The organism is Microbacterium sp. ACRRU, assembly GCF_022346945.1.
GTDB lineage: Bacteria > Actinomycetota > Actinomycetes > Actinomycetales > Microbacteriaceae > Microbacterium > Microbacterium mcarthurae.
In genome coordinates this window covers 61,939-77,075 of the sequence record NZ_JAKRNI010000003.1, presented here as the reverse complement: position 1 = coordinate 77,075, position 15,137 = coordinate 61,939, and the positions used below count along the sequence as shown (strand labels likewise).

At 70.3% G+C, this 15,137-nt stretch carries 12 protein-coding genes; 8 read left to right on the top strand and 4 right to left on the bottom strand.

What is annotated here, in order from left to right:
• The first annotated feature begins 17 nt into the window (after positions 1–17).
• The 5 genes from MHY30_RS03190 to MHY30_RS03170 are packed head-to-tail and all read left to right on the top strand — an operon-like array spanning position 18 to position 6,751.
• Entirely contained in the window at positions 18–1,196 is a 1,179-nt protein-coding gene (locus MHY30_RS03190; protein ID WP_239275057.1) for a substrate-binding domain-containing protein, read from the top strand.
• Positions 1,196–3,709, top strand: coding sequence for an ATP-binding cassette domain-containing protein (locus tag MHY30_RS03185; protein WP_239275056.1), 2,514 nt, complete (start codon positions 1,196–1,198; stop codon positions 3,707–3,709). Before MHY30_RS03190 ends, MHY30_RS03185 begins: the two co-directional genes overlap by 1 nt.
• A gap of 53 nt (positions 3,710–3,762) precedes the next feature.
• Positions 3,763–5,145, top strand: a complete 1,383-nt coding sequence (locus tag MHY30_RS03180) for a Xaa-Pro peptidase family protein (RefSeq protein WP_239275055.1) — start codon at positions 3,763–3,765, stop codon at positions 5,143–5,145.
• Positions 5,145–6,050, top strand: a complete 906-nt coding sequence (locus tag MHY30_RS03175) for an NAD(P)-dependent oxidoreductase (RefSeq protein WP_239275054.1) — start codon at positions 5,145–5,147, stop codon at positions 6,048–6,050. Before MHY30_RS03180 ends, MHY30_RS03175 begins: the two co-directional genes overlap by 1 nt.
• Positions 6,047–6,751 (top strand): SDR family oxidoreductase, encoded by a 705-nt coding sequence (locus MHY30_RS03170; RefSeq protein WP_239275053.1) that lies wholly within the window; start codon positions 6,047–6,049, stop codon positions 6,749–6,751. The genes MHY30_RS03175 and MHY30_RS03170 overlap by 4 nt, the downstream gene beginning before the upstream one ends.
• Here MHY30_RS03170 and MHY30_RS03165 read toward each other — a convergent pair.
• Together MHY30_RS03165 and MHY30_RS03160 are read right to left on the bottom strand one after the other, a co-directional pair.
• On the bottom strand, positions 6,744–7,427 hold the full coding sequence (locus MHY30_RS03165; protein ID WP_239275052.1) for a GntR family transcriptional regulator: 684 nt from the start codon (positions 7,425–7,427) through the stop codon (positions 6,744–6,746). The genes MHY30_RS03170 and MHY30_RS03165 overlap by 8 nt on opposite strands.
• Positions 7,424–7,948: a VOC family protein gene (locus MHY30_RS03160; RefSeq protein ID WP_239275051.1), complete on the bottom strand. Its 525-nt coding sequence runs from the start codon at positions 7,946–7,948 to the stop codon at positions 7,424–7,426. The genes MHY30_RS03165 and MHY30_RS03160 overlap by 4 nt, the downstream gene beginning before the upstream one ends.
• A 147-nt stretch (positions 7,949–8,095) precedes the next feature.
• Between MHY30_RS03160 and MHY30_RS03155 the strand changes: the two genes are divergently transcribed.
• From MHY30_RS03155 to MHY30_RS03145, 3 genes are all read left to right on the top strand, one after another.
• A complete protein-coding gene (locus MHY30_RS03155) occupies positions 8,096–10,285 on the top strand; it encodes a thiamine pyrophosphate-dependent enzyme (RefSeq protein ID WP_239275050.1) in 2,190 nt (729 codons plus the stop codon).
• Positions 10,285–11,637: a 2-oxo acid dehydrogenase subunit E2 gene (locus tag MHY30_RS03150; RefSeq protein ID WP_239275049.1), complete on the top strand. Its 1,353-nt coding sequence runs from the start codon at positions 10,285–10,287 to the stop codon at positions 11,635–11,637. Before MHY30_RS03155 ends, MHY30_RS03150 begins: the two co-directional genes overlap by 1 nt.
• A 102-nt stretch (positions 11,638–11,739) precedes the next feature.
• Positions 11,740–12,381 carry an NAD(P)-dependent oxidoreductase gene (locus MHY30_RS03145; protein ID WP_239275048.1) on the top strand — a complete coding sequence of 214 codons (642 nt, stop codon included), beginning with the start codon at positions 11,740–11,742 and terminating at the stop codon, positions 12,379–12,381.
• Between the two features lie 51 nt (positions 12,382–12,432).
• Here MHY30_RS03145 and MHY30_RS03140 read toward each other — a convergent pair whose 3' ends face one another.
• Positions 12,433–13,755, bottom strand: a complete 1,323-nt coding sequence (locus tag MHY30_RS03140; protein WP_239275047.1) for a DUF4032 domain-containing protein — start codon at positions 13,753–13,755, stop codon at positions 12,433–12,435.
• Between the two features lie 71 nt (positions 13,756–13,826).
• Positions 13,827–14,930, bottom strand: a complete 1,104-nt coding sequence (locus tag MHY30_RS03135; RefSeq protein WP_239275046.1) for an ABC transporter ATP-binding protein — start codon at positions 14,928–14,930, stop codon at positions 13,827–13,829.
• Positions 14,931–15,137: the final 207 nt, after the last annotated feature.

Sequence of the window (15,137 nt, the reverse complement as noted above, 5' to 3'; positions counted from 1 at the left end):
TCGAAGAGGAGTACCCCATGATCACCACAGCACCCGCACGGCGAACAGGAGTCGCCGTCATCGCGCTCGGCGCGCTCGTCCTCGCCGGCTGTTCCTCGACCAACAGCGCCGGAGGCAGCGCCGAGGGCGCCAACAACCTCACCGCCGACATCGCCGCCGGAACCGTCGGCACCGTCGATCAGTTCGCGGACATCGCCGACATCTGCCCCGCCGACGGTGAGCCGGTGTCGGTCGGCGTCGTCGACGGCTACGGCACCAACACGTGGTCGCAGACCGTGCTCGCCGAAATCGAGAGCGAAGCGGCCAAGTGCGACGCGATCTCGGGCGTGGAGTTCATCGCCGGACGCGGCGACCTCGAGGCGACCACCTCGGGCATCACGAGCCTCGCGGCCAAGGGCACCGACATCATCCTCGTCATCCCCGACGCGGGACCCGGTGAGGCGCACCTCCCCGCGATCCGGCAGGCCACCCAGGCCGGCTCGATCGTGGTGAACTTCGCCTCCGACCCGCAGGGAACCGCCGGCACGGACTACCTGGACTACACCGACCAGGTTCCTCAGTTCGTGGGCAAGTCCAAGGCGCAGTGGATCGTCGACCAGCTCGGCGACGCCGGTGGCAACGTCGTCTTCTTCGGTGGTCCTTCGGGGGCGCTCGTGTCCACGCAGGAGTTCGCCGGCGCAAAGGAGGTCTTCGACGCCAACCCGCAGATCACCCTCGTGAACGAAGAGCCGATCTGGACCAACTGGGATCCCGCTCAGGCGCAGCAGGCGATGGCGGGTGTCCTCTCTCAGGGCACGCCCATCGACGCGATCATCGCGGACTACGGCGCTTCCGCCTCCGGCGTCATCCGCGCCTACGAGGCGGCCGGACAGCCCCTGCCGATCCTCACCTCGACCGACGACAACTCCCTCAGCTGCGGCTTCGCCGACCTCAAGGCCGCGAACCCGGACTACGAGCTGGCCACCGTCTCGTCGCGCACGTGGATCGGCCGCGTGGCGCTGCGCAAGGCGCTCGCCGCGAAGTTCGGCGCGCAGAACGTCGAGCCCTCGCTGTACGAGCTCGCGCTCTTCGAGGACTCCACGGGATCCGCGTCCGGGGCCATCACCCCGGAAGAGGCCTGCCTGTCCTCCGCCCCGTCGGACGCCACGCCGTCGACGCTGCTGACGGCCGACGAGATCACGAAGCTCTTCGGCTGATGAACGAGACCCCCACGACCGTGGCATCCGCACTCACTCTCTCGGGCATCACCAAGACCTACCCCGGTGTCACCGCGCTGGACGCGGTCTCGGTCGACATCGCCGCCGGTCGCGTGCACGCCGTGCTGGGCGAGAACGGCGCCGGAAAGTCCACCCTCGTGGGGATCGCGGCGGGGTCGGTGGTGCCGGATTCGGGCACCATCGGCCTCGCCGGGCGGGAGTTCGACCGCATCCGTCCCGCCGAAGCGCGCGAGGCCGGCCTGGCGATCGTGTACCAGATCCCGGCCCTCGCACCCTCGCTCAGCGTTGTGGATGCCGTACTCCTCCTGCTTCCGGCGAGCAAGCGCCCCTCGCGCCGAACGGCGGCCGCGTGGGTGGCGGCTCATTTCGAGAAGCTGTCGCTGAAGATCGATCCCCACGCGCAGGTGTCGTCGCTCTCGCTGCGCGAGGCCCACCTGGTCGAGATCGCGGCCGCGCTGGCATCCGATCCTCGTGTGCTCGTCCTCGACGAACCGACCGAGGCGCTGGGGCCCGAGGAGACCGCGTGGCTGTTCGCCCAGGTGCGCAGTCTGCTCGCGGAGGGCGTGGCGATCGTCTACATCACGCACCGCATCCCCGAGGTGATGGAGATCGGCAACGACCTCACGGTGCTGCGCGACGGTCGCGTCGTCGGGCGGGGCCTGGTGGCCGACTTCACCGCCGACGAGGTGGTGGAGCTCATCGTCGGCCGCTCGCTGGAGACGACGTTCCCCGACAAACCCGCTGCGCCCTCGGCATCCGATGCGCCCGCACTCGAAGTGCTGGAACTCAGCGGTCCCGGCTATGACAACGTGTCGTTCTCGGTGTACCCCGGGCAGATCATCGGTCTGGCCGGCGTCGAGGGGAACGGACAGCGCCGCGTCCTGCGCGGCATCGCCGGCGACGGAGCGACGGGCGGCCGGATCCTCGTGAACGGCCACGAGATCCCGACACGGTCGCGCCGGGCCGCGGCTGCCGCGGGAGTGGTGTTCCTGCCGGGCGATCGCATCGGCGAAGCCATGTTCGGCAAGATGTCGATCCGCGAGAACGCCGTCGCCGGTGCCCTGAAGGCCGCGATGCCGGGGGGCTTCGTCCGACGACGCCGCGAGTACGAGCTGACCCGCGAGGGTGTCGACGGCCTCGCGGTGAAGACGCCCCACTTCGAAGTGCCCGTCTCGGCCCTGTCCGGCGGCAATCAGCAGAAGGTGCTCCTGGCCCGCGGGCGCCTCGGCGACCCGAAGGTCCTCCTGGTCGAAGACCCGACCCAGGGCGTCGACGCCGGTGCCCGCGTGGACATCTACGCGTTCCTGCGCGAGATGGCCGCCTCCGGCGTCGCCGTCGTCGTCCTCTCCACCGACGCCGTGGAGCTGGAGGGCCTGTGCGACCGGGTCGTGGTCTTCTCGCGCGGCCGCGTCCAGACCACTCTCATCGGCGACGACGTCGACGAGCGCGCCATCACCGGCGCGGCGGTGCTGTCGTCGGAGACGGCGTCCGTGGAGATCGCCGTCAAGGCGCGCCGCTCCCGCTCGCGCAGCATCCTCGCCGGCGAGACGCAGGCGGTCGTGCTGCTGGGGTTGGCGGTGACGCTGTCGGTCATCACGTCGTTCGTGTCCTCGGCGTTCCTGAGCCCCCTCAGCATCAGTCAGCTGCTCGCCGCGGCGAGCGTGCTCATCCTCGTCGGTCTCGCGCAGCTCGTGGTCGTGATGACCGGGGGCATCGATCTGAGCATCGGGTCGGTGACCGCGCTCTCGGCCGTGGTGCTGTCGTTCTTCGCGCAGCAGGGCATCGGTCTGTTCCTCGTCGGCCTGGTGATGGCGCTCGCGGCCGGGGCCGTCGTCGGATTGATCAACGGCCTTCTGGTGACACGGCTGTCGCTGCCCCCGGTCATCGCCACGTTGGTCAGCTCCATCGCTGTCCTCGGGGTCGCGCAGGTGCTCCGCCCCAGCCCGGGCGGCGCCGCCCGCGCCGACGTGCTCACGACCCTCGGTCTCGCCGTCGCGGGAGTGCCGGTGATCCTGGCGCTGGCGATCGTGATCGCCGTCGCGATGTGGTTCGTCATCCAGCGCACCCGTGGGGGACGCGCCCTGCGCGCGGCCGGCTCCGACCCCGTCAAGGCCAACCGCATGGGCGTCCGTGTGCCGCGCACGCGTCTGCTCGCCTCGGTCACCGCCGGGGGGCTCGCCGCGCTCGCCGGACTGGCGGTGTACTCGCGCTCGGGCATCGGTGACGCCAACGCGGCGCAGGCCCTGACCCTCACGTCGGTGACGGCGGTCGTCATCGCGGGCGCGAGCATCTTCGGCGGGTCGGGCTCGGCGCTCGCGGTTGCCGCCGCCGGCGTGCTGCTGCAGACGGTGACGAGCGCCCTCGCGTTCCTGTCGCTCGGCCTGTCGTGGCAGTACTGGATCCAGGGCGCCTTCGTGCTCTTCGCCGCCGTCGTCCCCCTCGTCATGGTGCTCGTGCGCCGTGGTCGCTCGTCGAGAGTGCGGACCGGCTGAACCGCCGGCCCACGCAACCCTCCCGGAACCCCTCGAACCTCAGGAAGGCCATCATGAAGAACACCGGAACCACGGGCACGAACGGCGTCGACTGGGAGGCCCGGGTCGACTTCGACCGGCTCCGCGATGAGCGCCTCGCTCGCGTGAAGGCCGAACTCGAACGCTCGGACCTCGGTGCGGTCCTCGCGTTCGACTTCTCCAACATCCGCTACATGACCGCGACCCACATCGGCACGTGGGCGATGGACAAACTGATCCGCTTCTCGCTGCTGACGCGCAACACCGACCCCATCTCGTGGGACTTCGGGTCGGCGGCCAAGCACCACGCGCTGTACAACCCCTGGCTGGACGTCACCTCGTCCGAGATGGATGCCGACCCGCACGCGCCGCACGAGGGAACCAAGCGGCCGCGGCTCGAGTCCGGTGCCCGCGCCGGAATCTCGACCCTCCGGGGCGCCTTCCCGCCCGACGCCGGTATCGCCGAGGAAGTCGCCCGCAAGATCAAGCGCGAGCTGAAGAAGTTCGGGGTCGCCGATCAGCCGCTCGGCGTCGACGTCATCGAGCTGCCGATCCTGTTCGCGCTGCAGAAGGTCGGCATCCAGGTGGTCGACGGGCAACAGATCTTCATGGAGGCGCGACGCATCAAGACGAATGACGAGATCCGTCTGCTGACGCAGGCGGCGTCGATGGTGGATGCCGCGTACGAAGACCTGTACCGGTTCCTGCGCCCCGGTGTCCGCGAGAACGAGGCCGTGGGGCTCGTGGCCAAGACCCTCTACGACCTCGGCTCGGAGTACGTCGAGGGCGTCAACGCGATCTCGGGGGAGCGGTGCTCGCCCCACCCCCACGTGTTCTCGGACCGGCTCATCCGGCCGGGCGACCCCGCGTTCTTCGACATCCTGCACAGCTGGAACGGCTACCGCACCTGCTACTACCGGACGTTCGCGGTCGGCTCGGCCAGCACCAAGCAGAAGGACGCCTACACGCGGGCCCGCGAGTACATGGACCGGGCGATCGCCCTCGTGCGTCCGGGAGCTACGACCGCCGACATCGTCTCGGTGTGGCCGACCGCGCAGGAGTTCGGATTCGCCGACGAAGAGGCGGCGTTCGCCCTGCAGTACGGCCACGGGGTCGGCCTGTCGATCTGGGAGAAGCCGATCTTCTCGCGCCTGGTGTCGTTCGATCACCCGGAGGAACTGAAGGAGGGCATGGTCTTCGCCCTCGAGACGTACTGGCCCTCGGCCGACGGGTGGGGTGCGGCCCGCATCGAGGAGGAGGTCGTCGTCACGGCCACCGGCTGCGAGGTGATCACGAAGTTCCCCGCCGAGGAACTGCTGATCGCCGGTCCCCGCTACATCGCCGTGGGCGGGCCGTTGAACAATCAGCGCGACTCGCAGTCGCACTTGAACACGACCTGGGGCCGCGGGGAGGCGTGATGGCATCGGTCGGGTTCCTCGGTCTCGGCTCGATGGGGGCGGCCCTGGCCCGCCGCCTCATTGACGCAGGGCACCTCGTGCACGTCTGGAACCGTTCGCGAGGGCCGGTCGACGACCTCGTCGCGGTCGGGGCCGTGGCCTGCGCGACGCCGCGCGAGGCGCTCGCGCACCCGGTGTCGTTCTCGATGCTCGCCGACGGCCCCGCGGCGCTCGCCGTCCTGGATGCCGAGTCCGTGGCATCCACGACCGGCGGCGTCCACGTGAACATGGCGTCGATCAGCCCCGCGGAGGCGGGGGAGCTGCAGCGGCGGTTCGCGGCCGTCGACGCCCGGTACGTCGCCGCGCCCGTGCTCGGGCGGCCGACCGTCGCGGCGGAGGGCAAGCTGAACGTCCTCGTCGCGGGGGCGCCCGGCGACGTTGCCGAGGTCGAGCCGTTCCTGCAGCTCTTCGCCGCGCGCCTGTGGCCGCTTGGCGCCGAGCCGTCGACCGCGAACGCCGTGAAGATCGCGGTGAACTACGACATCATCCACGCCATCCAGGCGATCGGTGAGTCCGTCGCCCTCGTCGAAGCGCGCGGCGTCGACCCCGGCCTGTTCGTCGAGATCCTCACCTCGACGCTGTTCGGTGGGGTGGTGTACAGCGGCTATGGCGGGATGATCGCCCGGCAGGCGTATGACCCGCCGGGGTTCGATGTGGCACTGGGGTACAAAGACCTCCGGCTGAGCGCAGAGATCGCGGGTGAGACCGGGACGCACCTGCCCACGCTCGCCGCACTGACCGCCGTGTTCGAGCGCGCCTTGGCCGAACCCGACCTCGCGCGCCTCGACTGGGGCGCCGCGGCGGAAGTCACCCGGCGCGGACTGCTGCCGGCATCCGACGATGAACGAGAGGAAGGTGCGGCATGAGCCGCAGGTACTTGGTGGTCGGGGGTACGTCCGGCATCGGGCGGGAGATCGTCGCGTCGCTCGCCGCTGACGGCCACGAGGTGACGCTCACCGGTCGTGACGCCGCGGCCGCGGAGGCGATCGCGCGCGAGATCGGGCCCAACGTCCGCGGCATCGCTGTCGACATCTCCGAGCCCGAGGACATCGCTCCGGCGCTCGCCGACGTCGGCGAACTGGACGGCCTCGTGCTCGCCGCGATCGAACGCGACGCGAACACCGTGCGCGACTACGACATCGCGCGCGCTCGGCGGCTGGTCACCCTCAAGCTCGTCGGGTACACCGAGACCGTGCACGCGCTGCTCGATCGGCTCGTTCCGTCGCGGTCGACCGGGATCGTCCTGTTCGGCGGCAGAGCGAAAGACGCCCCGTACCCCGGATCGATCACGGTGTCGACGATCAACGGGGGTGTCGAGGGGCTCACGACGGCCCTGGCGCTGGAGCTCGCGCCCCTGCGCGTGAACGCTCTGCATCCCGGCATCATCGGCGACAGCCCGTTCTGGGCGGGGAAGCCCGCGGGAGTCTTGGACGGCTACTCATCGCGGACGCCGGGTGGGGAACTCGCGACCATGCGGGACGTGGTGGATGCCACCCGCTTCCTGTTGCACAACGAGGGCGTCTCGGCGACCAACCTGTACGTCGACCGGGGTTGGCGCATCACCTGACCGGCGGCTCGTTCGCGAAGATCTCCGGATGCCGCTCGAGTTCGATGCGCGTGCGTCGGATGTGCCGCTCGAGCACGTGGGCCGCTTCGTCGGCGTCACCGCGACGCAGTGCCGCGACCAGCAGTCGGTGATCGTGATGCGCCGCGCCGTCGTGCCGGGCGTGGGCCGCGGTGACGAAGGCGCGGCGGTAGTGGTGCGTCCGGTTCCACAGGCCCACCACCGTATCGCCGAGCATCACGGTGCGCGCGGGCGCGTAGGTGGCGAAGTGGAACTCCCGGTCGTGGCGGAGGAAGTCCTCGGCATCCGCGTCCTCCATCCGCTCGGCCAGGTCGTCCAGGAGGTCGAGGTCGGCCGTCGAAAGCAGCGGCGCGCTCATCGCCAGGAGCACCGGTTCGACGCGCTCGCGTACCAGGTACAGCTCTTGACACTCGTCCAGCGTCAAGCGCGACACCCAGGCGCCGGCGTTGGCGACGCGGGTGACCAGCCCCTCCGCCTCGAGGATGCGCAGCGCTTCGCGCACCGGGATCCGGCTCGTGGTGTGTCGGGTGGCGAGGTCTTCTTGCCGGATACGGGCGCCGGGCGGATGGATGCCGCGCAGGATCTCGTCGCGAAGAGTGTCGGCGATTCCCGCCCCGGCGCTGCCGTGATCCCGGGGGACGCGGAGCAGCCCGGTCACTCGGCGGGCCTCGCGGGGTGCCAGAGAAGCGTGGACGCGGTGCGTTCGTACGCCTTGCCCTCGGGGAAGCTGACGAGCTCGAACTGCATCCCCCACGGTGCGCGGAAGTAGATCCATCGCTGTCCCGTCGAGGCCGCGCCGCTGATCACCGGATCCCCCATCACCTCGACGCCGTGCGCGCGGAGGTGGGCGACCGCGGCATCCAGGTCGTCGACGTACAGCGCGAGGTGGTGCCCACCGATGTCGCTGTTGCGCGGAGGAGGAGCCTGTCCGTCGGCGGCGTCGTACGCGAAGACCTCCAGGTTGGTGCCCATGCCGAGGCGGTAGAAGCGGATCTCGCGGATGTGCGTGCGCGGGTGGACGCCGAGCTGCCGCGTCATCCAGTCGCCTTCTCCGCTGCGGCCGGGAAGCGTGTACACCGGCTCGGCGCCGAGGACGCCCACCAGGAACGCCTCCGCCTCGTCGAGGTCCGGAACCGTGAAACCGATGTGGTCGCTGCCACGCAGCCCCGGAAGTCCCATCGCACATCCTCCATTGGATCCATTCGCGGCGCTCAGGCCGCCTCCGAAGCGTATCGCTCCGTAGAACACCTTGTTTTGGCAACAATGTGATCGTACAGTGTGGGTGAACGACTGTATAGATCGACGCAACGACGCGTGAGGAGCGACATGGCCAAGCGGAAACGGTTGAACACCGGTGTCGAATGGGTGCAACTGGAGACCACCACGGCGGACTGGAAAGCCGCGGACCCCGCGCTCCTGGGCACGATGCTGGGCCAGCTGCACCTGATCCGGGCGTTCGAGGAGGCCGTGCTCGACCTGGCCGGCGCGGGCCTCGTCCACGGCCCCGCGCATTCCAGCATCGGCCAGGAGGGGGGCGCAGTCGGCTCCATCGTCGGTCTGCGTCCCGCCGACGCGGTCAACGGCTCCCACCGCGGGCATCACCAGTTCCTGGCCAAGACGTTGACGTACGTCTCCGGGGGAGCGCTGGATCCCGCTTCGCTCGTCACCCCGGACGTGCAGACGCTCCTGGACCGCACCCTCGCCGAGATCCTCGGCCTCGCCTCGGGCTTCTCGGGCGGACGCGGGGGCTCCATGCACCTGCAGTGGCTCGAAGCGGGCGCGCTCGGCACCAACGCGATCGTCGGCGGCGGCGCGCCGTTGGCGACGGGGCACGCGTGGGCCCAGAAGCACGCCGGAACGTCGGACGTGTCGATCAACTACTTCGGAGACGGATCGAGCCAGATCGGGTCGGTTCTCGAGTCCATGAACCTGGCCTCGACGTGGAAACTGCCCGTCGCCTTCTTCATCGAGAACAACCTCTACGCGGTATCGACCCGTGCCGACGAGGCGAGCGCCGACACCCGCTTCTCGGTGCGCGGACAGGGCTTCTCGATTCCCGCCTGGCGGGTGGACGGCATGGATCCCCTCGCCGTCCACCTCGCGATGGGCGAAGCGCTCGACCGCATGCGCGCGGGGGAGGGCCCCGCCATCGTCGAGGCCGAGGTCTACCGCTTCTTCCACCAGAACGGCCCCTACCCGGGGAGTGCCTTCGGCTACCGGACCAAGGACGAAGAGGGGCAGTGGCGCGCGCGCGATCCGCTCGAGCGGATGGCGTCGGAGATGCGCCGACTCGGCCTCCTCGACGACGCCGAAGCCGCCGCGGTGCGCGAGCAGGCGGTGGCGGCCGTCGCGCAGTCGGTGTCGGCGGTCGTCGAGCCGGATCCCGACCGCCCCGGCCGGCGCCGTATCCGTCCGCAGCTGTGGCCCGACCCGGCGGTCGTGGACACCGGCATCCGGGGGGATGCCTCTGAGCTCGACGCCCTCACGGCGGACGAGCCCGCCGATTGGACGGGTTCCTGGCGCGATGTGAAGTTCGTCGACGCCGTCGCCCAGACCATGGACCGCCGCATGGCAGAGGATCCCCGCATCATCGTCCTCGGCGAAGATGTGCACCGGCTCGGCGGCGGCACGAACGGAGCGACCAAGGGGCTCGCCGAGAAGTATGGACCCGACCGCGTCATCGGCACGCCGATCAGCGAGAACGGCTTCTTCGGCGCCGCGGGCGGCATCGCGATGGACGGGCGTTTCCGTCCCGTCGTGGAGTTCATGTACCCCGACTTCATGTGGGTGGCCGCCGATCAGGTGTTCAACCAGGTCGGCAAGGCCCGGCACATGTTGGGCGACAACAACACCGTCCCGCTCGTGCTGCGCACCAAGGTCGCCATGGGGTCGGGCTACGGCTCGCAGCACCTCATGGATCCGGCCGGCATCTTCGCGACCCAGGCGGGCTGGCGCATCGTCGCCGCCTCGACGGCGGCCGACTACGTCGGGCTCATGAACGCCGCACTCGCCCTCGAGGACCCGGTGCTCGTGATCGAGCACGTCGACCTGTACGGCACGGCGGACCGCGTACCCGACACCGAGCTCGACTACGTCATCCCGCCGGGCCGCGCCGCCATCCGGCGTGAGGGGAACGACGTCACCGTGCTCACCTACCTCTCGATGGTGGGACACACCCTCGAAGCGGTCGAGCAGACCGGGACGGATGCCGAGGTCATCGACCTGCGATGGCTCGACCGGGCCTCGCTCGACTGGGACACCGTCGGGGAGAGCATCCGCAAGACCAACGCCGTCCTGATCGTCGAGCAGGGCGCGCGCGGACCGTCGTACGGCGGCTGGCTCGCGGACGAGATCCAGCGCCGGTTCTTCGACTGGCTGGATCAGCCGGTCGAGCGGGTCACCGGCGGAGAAGCGAGCCCCAGCATCTCGAAGGTCCTGGAGCGAGCGGCCATCGCGCGCAGCGAGGAGGTCGTCGCCGGCCTGGAACGGGTGCGCGCGGCGGGAGGGATCCACTGATGGCCGTCGTCGTCCGCATGCCCGAGATCGCCACCGGCGCCGCCGAAGCGGCGATCCAGAGCTGGCTCGTCGAGGTCGGCAGCCCCGTGCGCGCCGGTCAGGCGATCGTCGAGATCGAGACCGAGAAGGCCGTCGTCGAGTACGAGGCCGAGCGCGCCGGTGTCCTCGCCGGCATCCTGCTCCCCGCCGGGGACGCCGCGGCCGTCGGGGTACCGATCGCCGTGCTCGCCGAGGAGGGGGAGACCGTCGACGCGGCGCTCGCCGCCGCCGGCGGCGCACCCGCGCCCGCGACGGCCGACCCCACCGACGCCGACATCGCCGCCGTCCCGGAGGAAGGTGCGGAGTCCGCAGCGGCACCCTCCGAGGGCGCACCGGAGGCTGCCCCACACGCCCCGGCGGAGAAACCGGCCGCGTCCGCACCCGCCTCGGCCGCGGACGCCGCGCCCCGCGATCAGCGTCTCTTCGCCTCGCCGCTCGTGCGGCGTCTCGCCCACGAGCGCGGGATCGACCTCACCGACGTCCCGGGATCGGGACCGCGGGGCCGCATCGTCCGCCGCGACCTCGACGCGTGGACGCAGGCGCTCCGGGAGCGGCATCCGGAACCCCGGCCGCAGGCGTCCACCCCCGCACCGGCCGCACCCGCCGGGACGTCTCCCGAGCCCGCCGGAGCACAGTACGAAGACGTGCCGCACACCGGCATGCGGCGTGCGATCGCGCGGCGGCTGACGGAGTCGAAGGCCACCGTCCCGCACTTCTACCTGCAGGCCGACTGCCGCGTCGACGCGTTGCTGGCTCTGCGCGCCCAGATCAACGAGGGGCGCGAGCAGCGCATCTCGGTCAACGATCTCGTGGTGAAAGCCGTGGCGGGAGCGATGCGCGATGTGCCTGAGGCCAACGCGATCTGGACACCGGATGCCACCCGCCGATTCGCCTCGGCCGACATCGCGGTGGCGGTGTCCGTCCCCGGCGGCCTGCTGACACCCGTGGTCCGCGGCGCCGACCGTCTGTCGATCGGAGAGCTCTCTGCCACGGTGCGCGACCTCGCCGGGCGTGCGCGCGAGGGGCGGCTGAAGCAGAACGAACTCGAGGGCGGCACCTTCGCGGTCTCCAACCTCGGCATGTACGGCACGACATCCTTCGCCGCGATCATCAACCCCCCGCACGCCGGCATCCTCGCCGTCGGGGCGGCGACCCGGCGTCCGGTGGTCCTGTCCGACGGCTCGCTCGCTTCGGCGACGGTGATGACGGTGACCCTGTCGGCCGACCACCGCGTGCTCGACGGCGCGCTGGCCGCGCAGTGGTTGGCCGCCTTCGTGGCACGTATCGAGAATCCGCTTCAGATCCTGCTGTGAATCCGGGCGACACCGGGGTTCCGGCTTCCCGGTGGCGCCGAGAACCGGCACGCTGAACAAAGACGTCCGCGCGAGGGTGCGGACCGGAGGAAAGGAACACCCGTGCCCCGTATCGCCGTCATCGGAGGAACCGGCTACGCCGGTAGCCACATCGTCGCCGAGGCCGTCCGCCGCGGCCACACGGTCGTCTCGGTCGCCCGCTCGGTTCCCTCCGAGCGTGTCGACGGTGCCACCTATGTCGAGGGCACCGTGCTCGACGTGCCCGGCCTGGTCGCCGAACTCGACGGCGTCGACGTGGTCGTCTCGGCCGTCGCCCCCCGCGGCGACATGCTGGGCAAGCTCCGCCCGGCCATCGCCCAGTTGACGTCCGTGCTCCCCGAGAGCGTCCGGCTCGGGGTCGTCGGTGGCGCCGGGGGCTCGCTCGTCGCGGAAGGCGGCCCGCGCCTGATCGACACGGACGGTTTCACCGACGACTACAAGCCCGAGGCGTCCGAGGCGATCGGCATCCTGGAGGATCTGCGGGCGGACGCGTCCGACCGCGACTGGTTCTACGTGCACCCGGCCGGCGGCTTCGGTGCGTGGGCGCCCGGTGAGCGCACCGGGAACTACCGCGACGGCGGGCACGTGCTCGTCGTCGACGACAACGGAGACTCGTTCATCTCGGGCGCCGATTTCGCCGTCGCCGTGCTCGACGAGATCGAGAACCCGCGCCACTCTCGCGACAACTTCACGGTCGGGTACTGACCCGAACGACGACGGCGCCGTCCCTCCGGGGCGGCGCCGTCGTCGTCTTCGTCACACCAGGTCGCGCCAGTCCACGGCATCCGTGTCGGTGGTCGGGACCTCTCCGGTCTCCGGGGCCGAACCGTCTGAGATGGTCGAGAGCGACATCGTGTCGGTGGGCGGTCCCATCACGGTCGCCTCGTCGCGGCGGTGGCTGAGGACGTCGTCGATGTAGGACGTCACGACCTCCGCCAGCGGAACGGATCGCCCGCGTGCTTGCGACATATACCACCGGTGCTCGAGCACCTGATGGAACACCTCGGCGGGTTCGAGCTTGGCGCGCAGGTCGAACGGGATCGCCATGACGATCGGCTCGAACACGCGTGTCAGCCACTCGTGCGCGACCATCTCCTCGTCGGCGCCCAGGCGTGACACGCGCGCGCGGAACTCGTCGAGGTCGTTCAGCAGTCGTCGAGCCTGATTCTCTTCGACGTCCAGGCCGGTGAGGCGCAGCAGGCGGCGCTGGTGGTGGCCGGCGTCCACCACCTTCGGCTGGATCGAGACGCGAGTGCCGTCGCCGGTGGTCTGGATGGACATCTCGCCGATGTCGAAGCCCAGCGCGTTCAAGCGATGCACGCGCTCGGTGATGCGCCACGATTCGTCGACGGCGAACGTCTCTTTGTCCGTCAACGCGCCCCAGAGCGAGTGGTACGACGACACGAGTCCGTCGGCGATCGCGACGGCATCCACCCCGCCCTCGAGGCGGCCACCGGCTTCGAGGTCCATGATCTCGCCGGCGATGTTGGTGCGCGCGATGTCGAGATCGTGCGCGCGTTGCCCGTTCGTGAGGCGGTTGCCGTGCAGCTCGCCGGTCTCGGCATCCACGAGGTAGGCGGCGAACTCACCCGCGTCGCGGCGGAAGAGCGTGTTGGAGAGCGACACGTCACCCCAGTAGAAGCCGACGTTGTGCAGGCGCACGAGCAGCACGGCCAGGGCGTCGACGAGGCGCGTCGCCGTATGCGGCCGCAGCACCTGGGTGAAGAGGGCGCGATAGGGGAGGGAGAAGCGCAGGTGGGCGGTGACGAGCGCCGCGGGGAGGGGGCGGCCCGAGGCATCCGTCCGACCGGCGATCACGGCGACCCGGTCGACGCACGGTGCGGCGAGCCGGTCGAGGTTGCCCAGCATGTCGTACTCGCGCCGCGCCATCTCTTCGGTCGTCTCCTTGATGGCGACGACGCGGCCCGACAGGTTGGCGAAGCGCACGAGGTGGCGGGAGATGCCCTTCGGCAGGGCGACGATGTGCGAACTCGGCCAGTCAGCGAGACCGGTCGACCACGGCAGCTGCAGGAGCCCCGGGTCGACGGTGCTGGCGGTGATGCTGAGGGATTCGGCCACGGTTCCTCCGAGAAAACGGGCGCGGCGCGGGGAGTCTCGGAAGACTCCCCGCGCCGCGACGATGCGTCGGGTCAGGCCGAAGCGATGGCCTTGTCCGTGAGACGGTCGCCCGACTCGAGGTCGAACACGTGCACGTGACCGGGGACCGGTGCCAGCACGACCGTCTCGCCCGCGTTGGGGTGACGGCGGCCGTCGACGCGGGCCACGATGTCGGTGCGCTTGCCGTTGATGTCGGTGTGGCCGTAAAGGTAGCCGTCGGCACCGAGTTCTTCGACGAGGTCGACGACGACCGAGAGGCCGCGGCCGTCGGCCGGAGCGACCTGGATGTCTTCGGGGCGGACGCCGATGGTGACCTCGGAGCCGTGCGCCTTGCCGATGACGTCGGCCTCGACGGGGACGACGAGGTCGCCGAAGCGGACGCCGCCCTCGGCCAGGTCGACCGGGAACAGGTTCATCGCGGGCGAGCCGATGAAGCCGGCGACGAAGACGTTCTTCGGCTTCTCGTACAGGTCGCGCGGGGTGCCGACCTGCTGGAGCAGGCCGTCCTTCAGAACGGCGATGCGGTCGCCCATCGTGAGGGCCTCGGTCTGGTCGTGCGTGACGTAGACCGTGGTGACGCCGAGGCGGCGCTGCAGCGACGCGATCTGGGTGCGGGTCTGGACGCGGAGCTTGGCGTCGAGGTTCGACAGCGGCTCGTCCATGAGGAAGACCTGCGGCTGGCGGACGATCGCGCGGCCCATGGCGACGCGCTGACGCTGACCACCCGAGAGGGCCTTCGGCTTGCGGGTCAGGTACTGCTCGAGGTCGAGGAGCTTGGCGGCCTCGAGGACGCGGGCGGCACGCTCTTCCTTGCCGACGCCGGCGATCTTGAGCGCGAAGCCCATGTTCTCGGCGACCGTCATGTGCGGGTACAGCGCGTAGTTCTGGAAGACCATCGCGATGTCGCGGTCCTTGGGGGGCACATCGGTGACGTCGCGGTCACCGATCAGGATGCGGCCGGAGTTGACCTCTTCGAGGCCCGCGAGCATGCGCAGCGAGGTGGACTTTCCGCAACCGGAGGGACCGACCAGGACGAGGAACTCGCCATCGCCCACCTCGAGGTTGAGCTTGTCGACCGCGGGGCGGGTGCCACCGGGGTACAGACGGGTTGCGTTGTCAAAGGTGACGGACGCCATTTCTTCTTCTCCTTCACCGGCAGGTACGTGCCGGACGATCCGTAGTGAATGGAATGAACGGGGGCGACCCCGAGCGCGCACGACATTGAGCGCACGGTCAGTATCGCACGTGTCTGGGCATTTCTCAGCCAGGCTCATTACCATCGATGTTCGTTCGCCTTCCCGTGCGTTCCCATCATCGTCAGCGGCTCCCGTCCGCGCCCGAGA

Excerpts from the sequence above, each read along its gene's own strand:
- MHY30_RS03190 (WP_239275057.1), top strand. The coding sequence starts at position 18 with ATGATCACCACAGCACCCGCACGGCGAACAGGAGTCGCCGTCATCGCG.
- MHY30_RS03185 (WP_239275056.1), top strand. The coding sequence starts at position 1,196 with ATGAACGAGACCCCCACGACCGTGGCATCCGCACTCACTCTCTCGGGC.
- MHY30_RS03180 (WP_239275055.1), top strand. The coding sequence starts at position 3,763 with ATGAAGAACACCGGAACCACGGGCACGAACGGCGTCGACTGGGAGGCC.
- MHY30_RS03175 (WP_239275054.1), top strand. The coding sequence starts at position 5,145 with ATGGCATCGGTCGGGTTCCTCGGTCTCGGCTCGATGGGGGCGGCCCTG.
- MHY30_RS03170 (WP_239275053.1), top strand. The coding sequence starts at position 6,047 with ATGAGCCGCAGGTACTTGGTGGTCGGGGGTACGTCCGGCATCGGGCGG.
- MHY30_RS03160 (WP_239275051.1), bottom strand. The coding sequence starts at position 7,948 with ATGGGACTTCCGGGGCTGCGTGGCAGCGACCACATCGGTTTCACGGTT.
- MHY30_RS03155 (WP_239275050.1), top strand. The coding sequence starts at position 8,096 with ATGGCCAAGCGGAAACGGTTGAACACCGGTGTCGAATGGGTGCAACTG.
- MHY30_RS03150 (WP_239275049.1), top strand. The coding sequence starts at position 10,285 with ATGGCCGTCGTCGTCCGCATGCCCGAGATCGCCACCGGCGCCGCCGAA.
- MHY30_RS03135 (WP_239275046.1), bottom strand. The coding sequence starts at position 14,930 with ATGGCGTCCGTCACCTTTGACAACGCAACCCGTCTGTACCCCGGTGGC.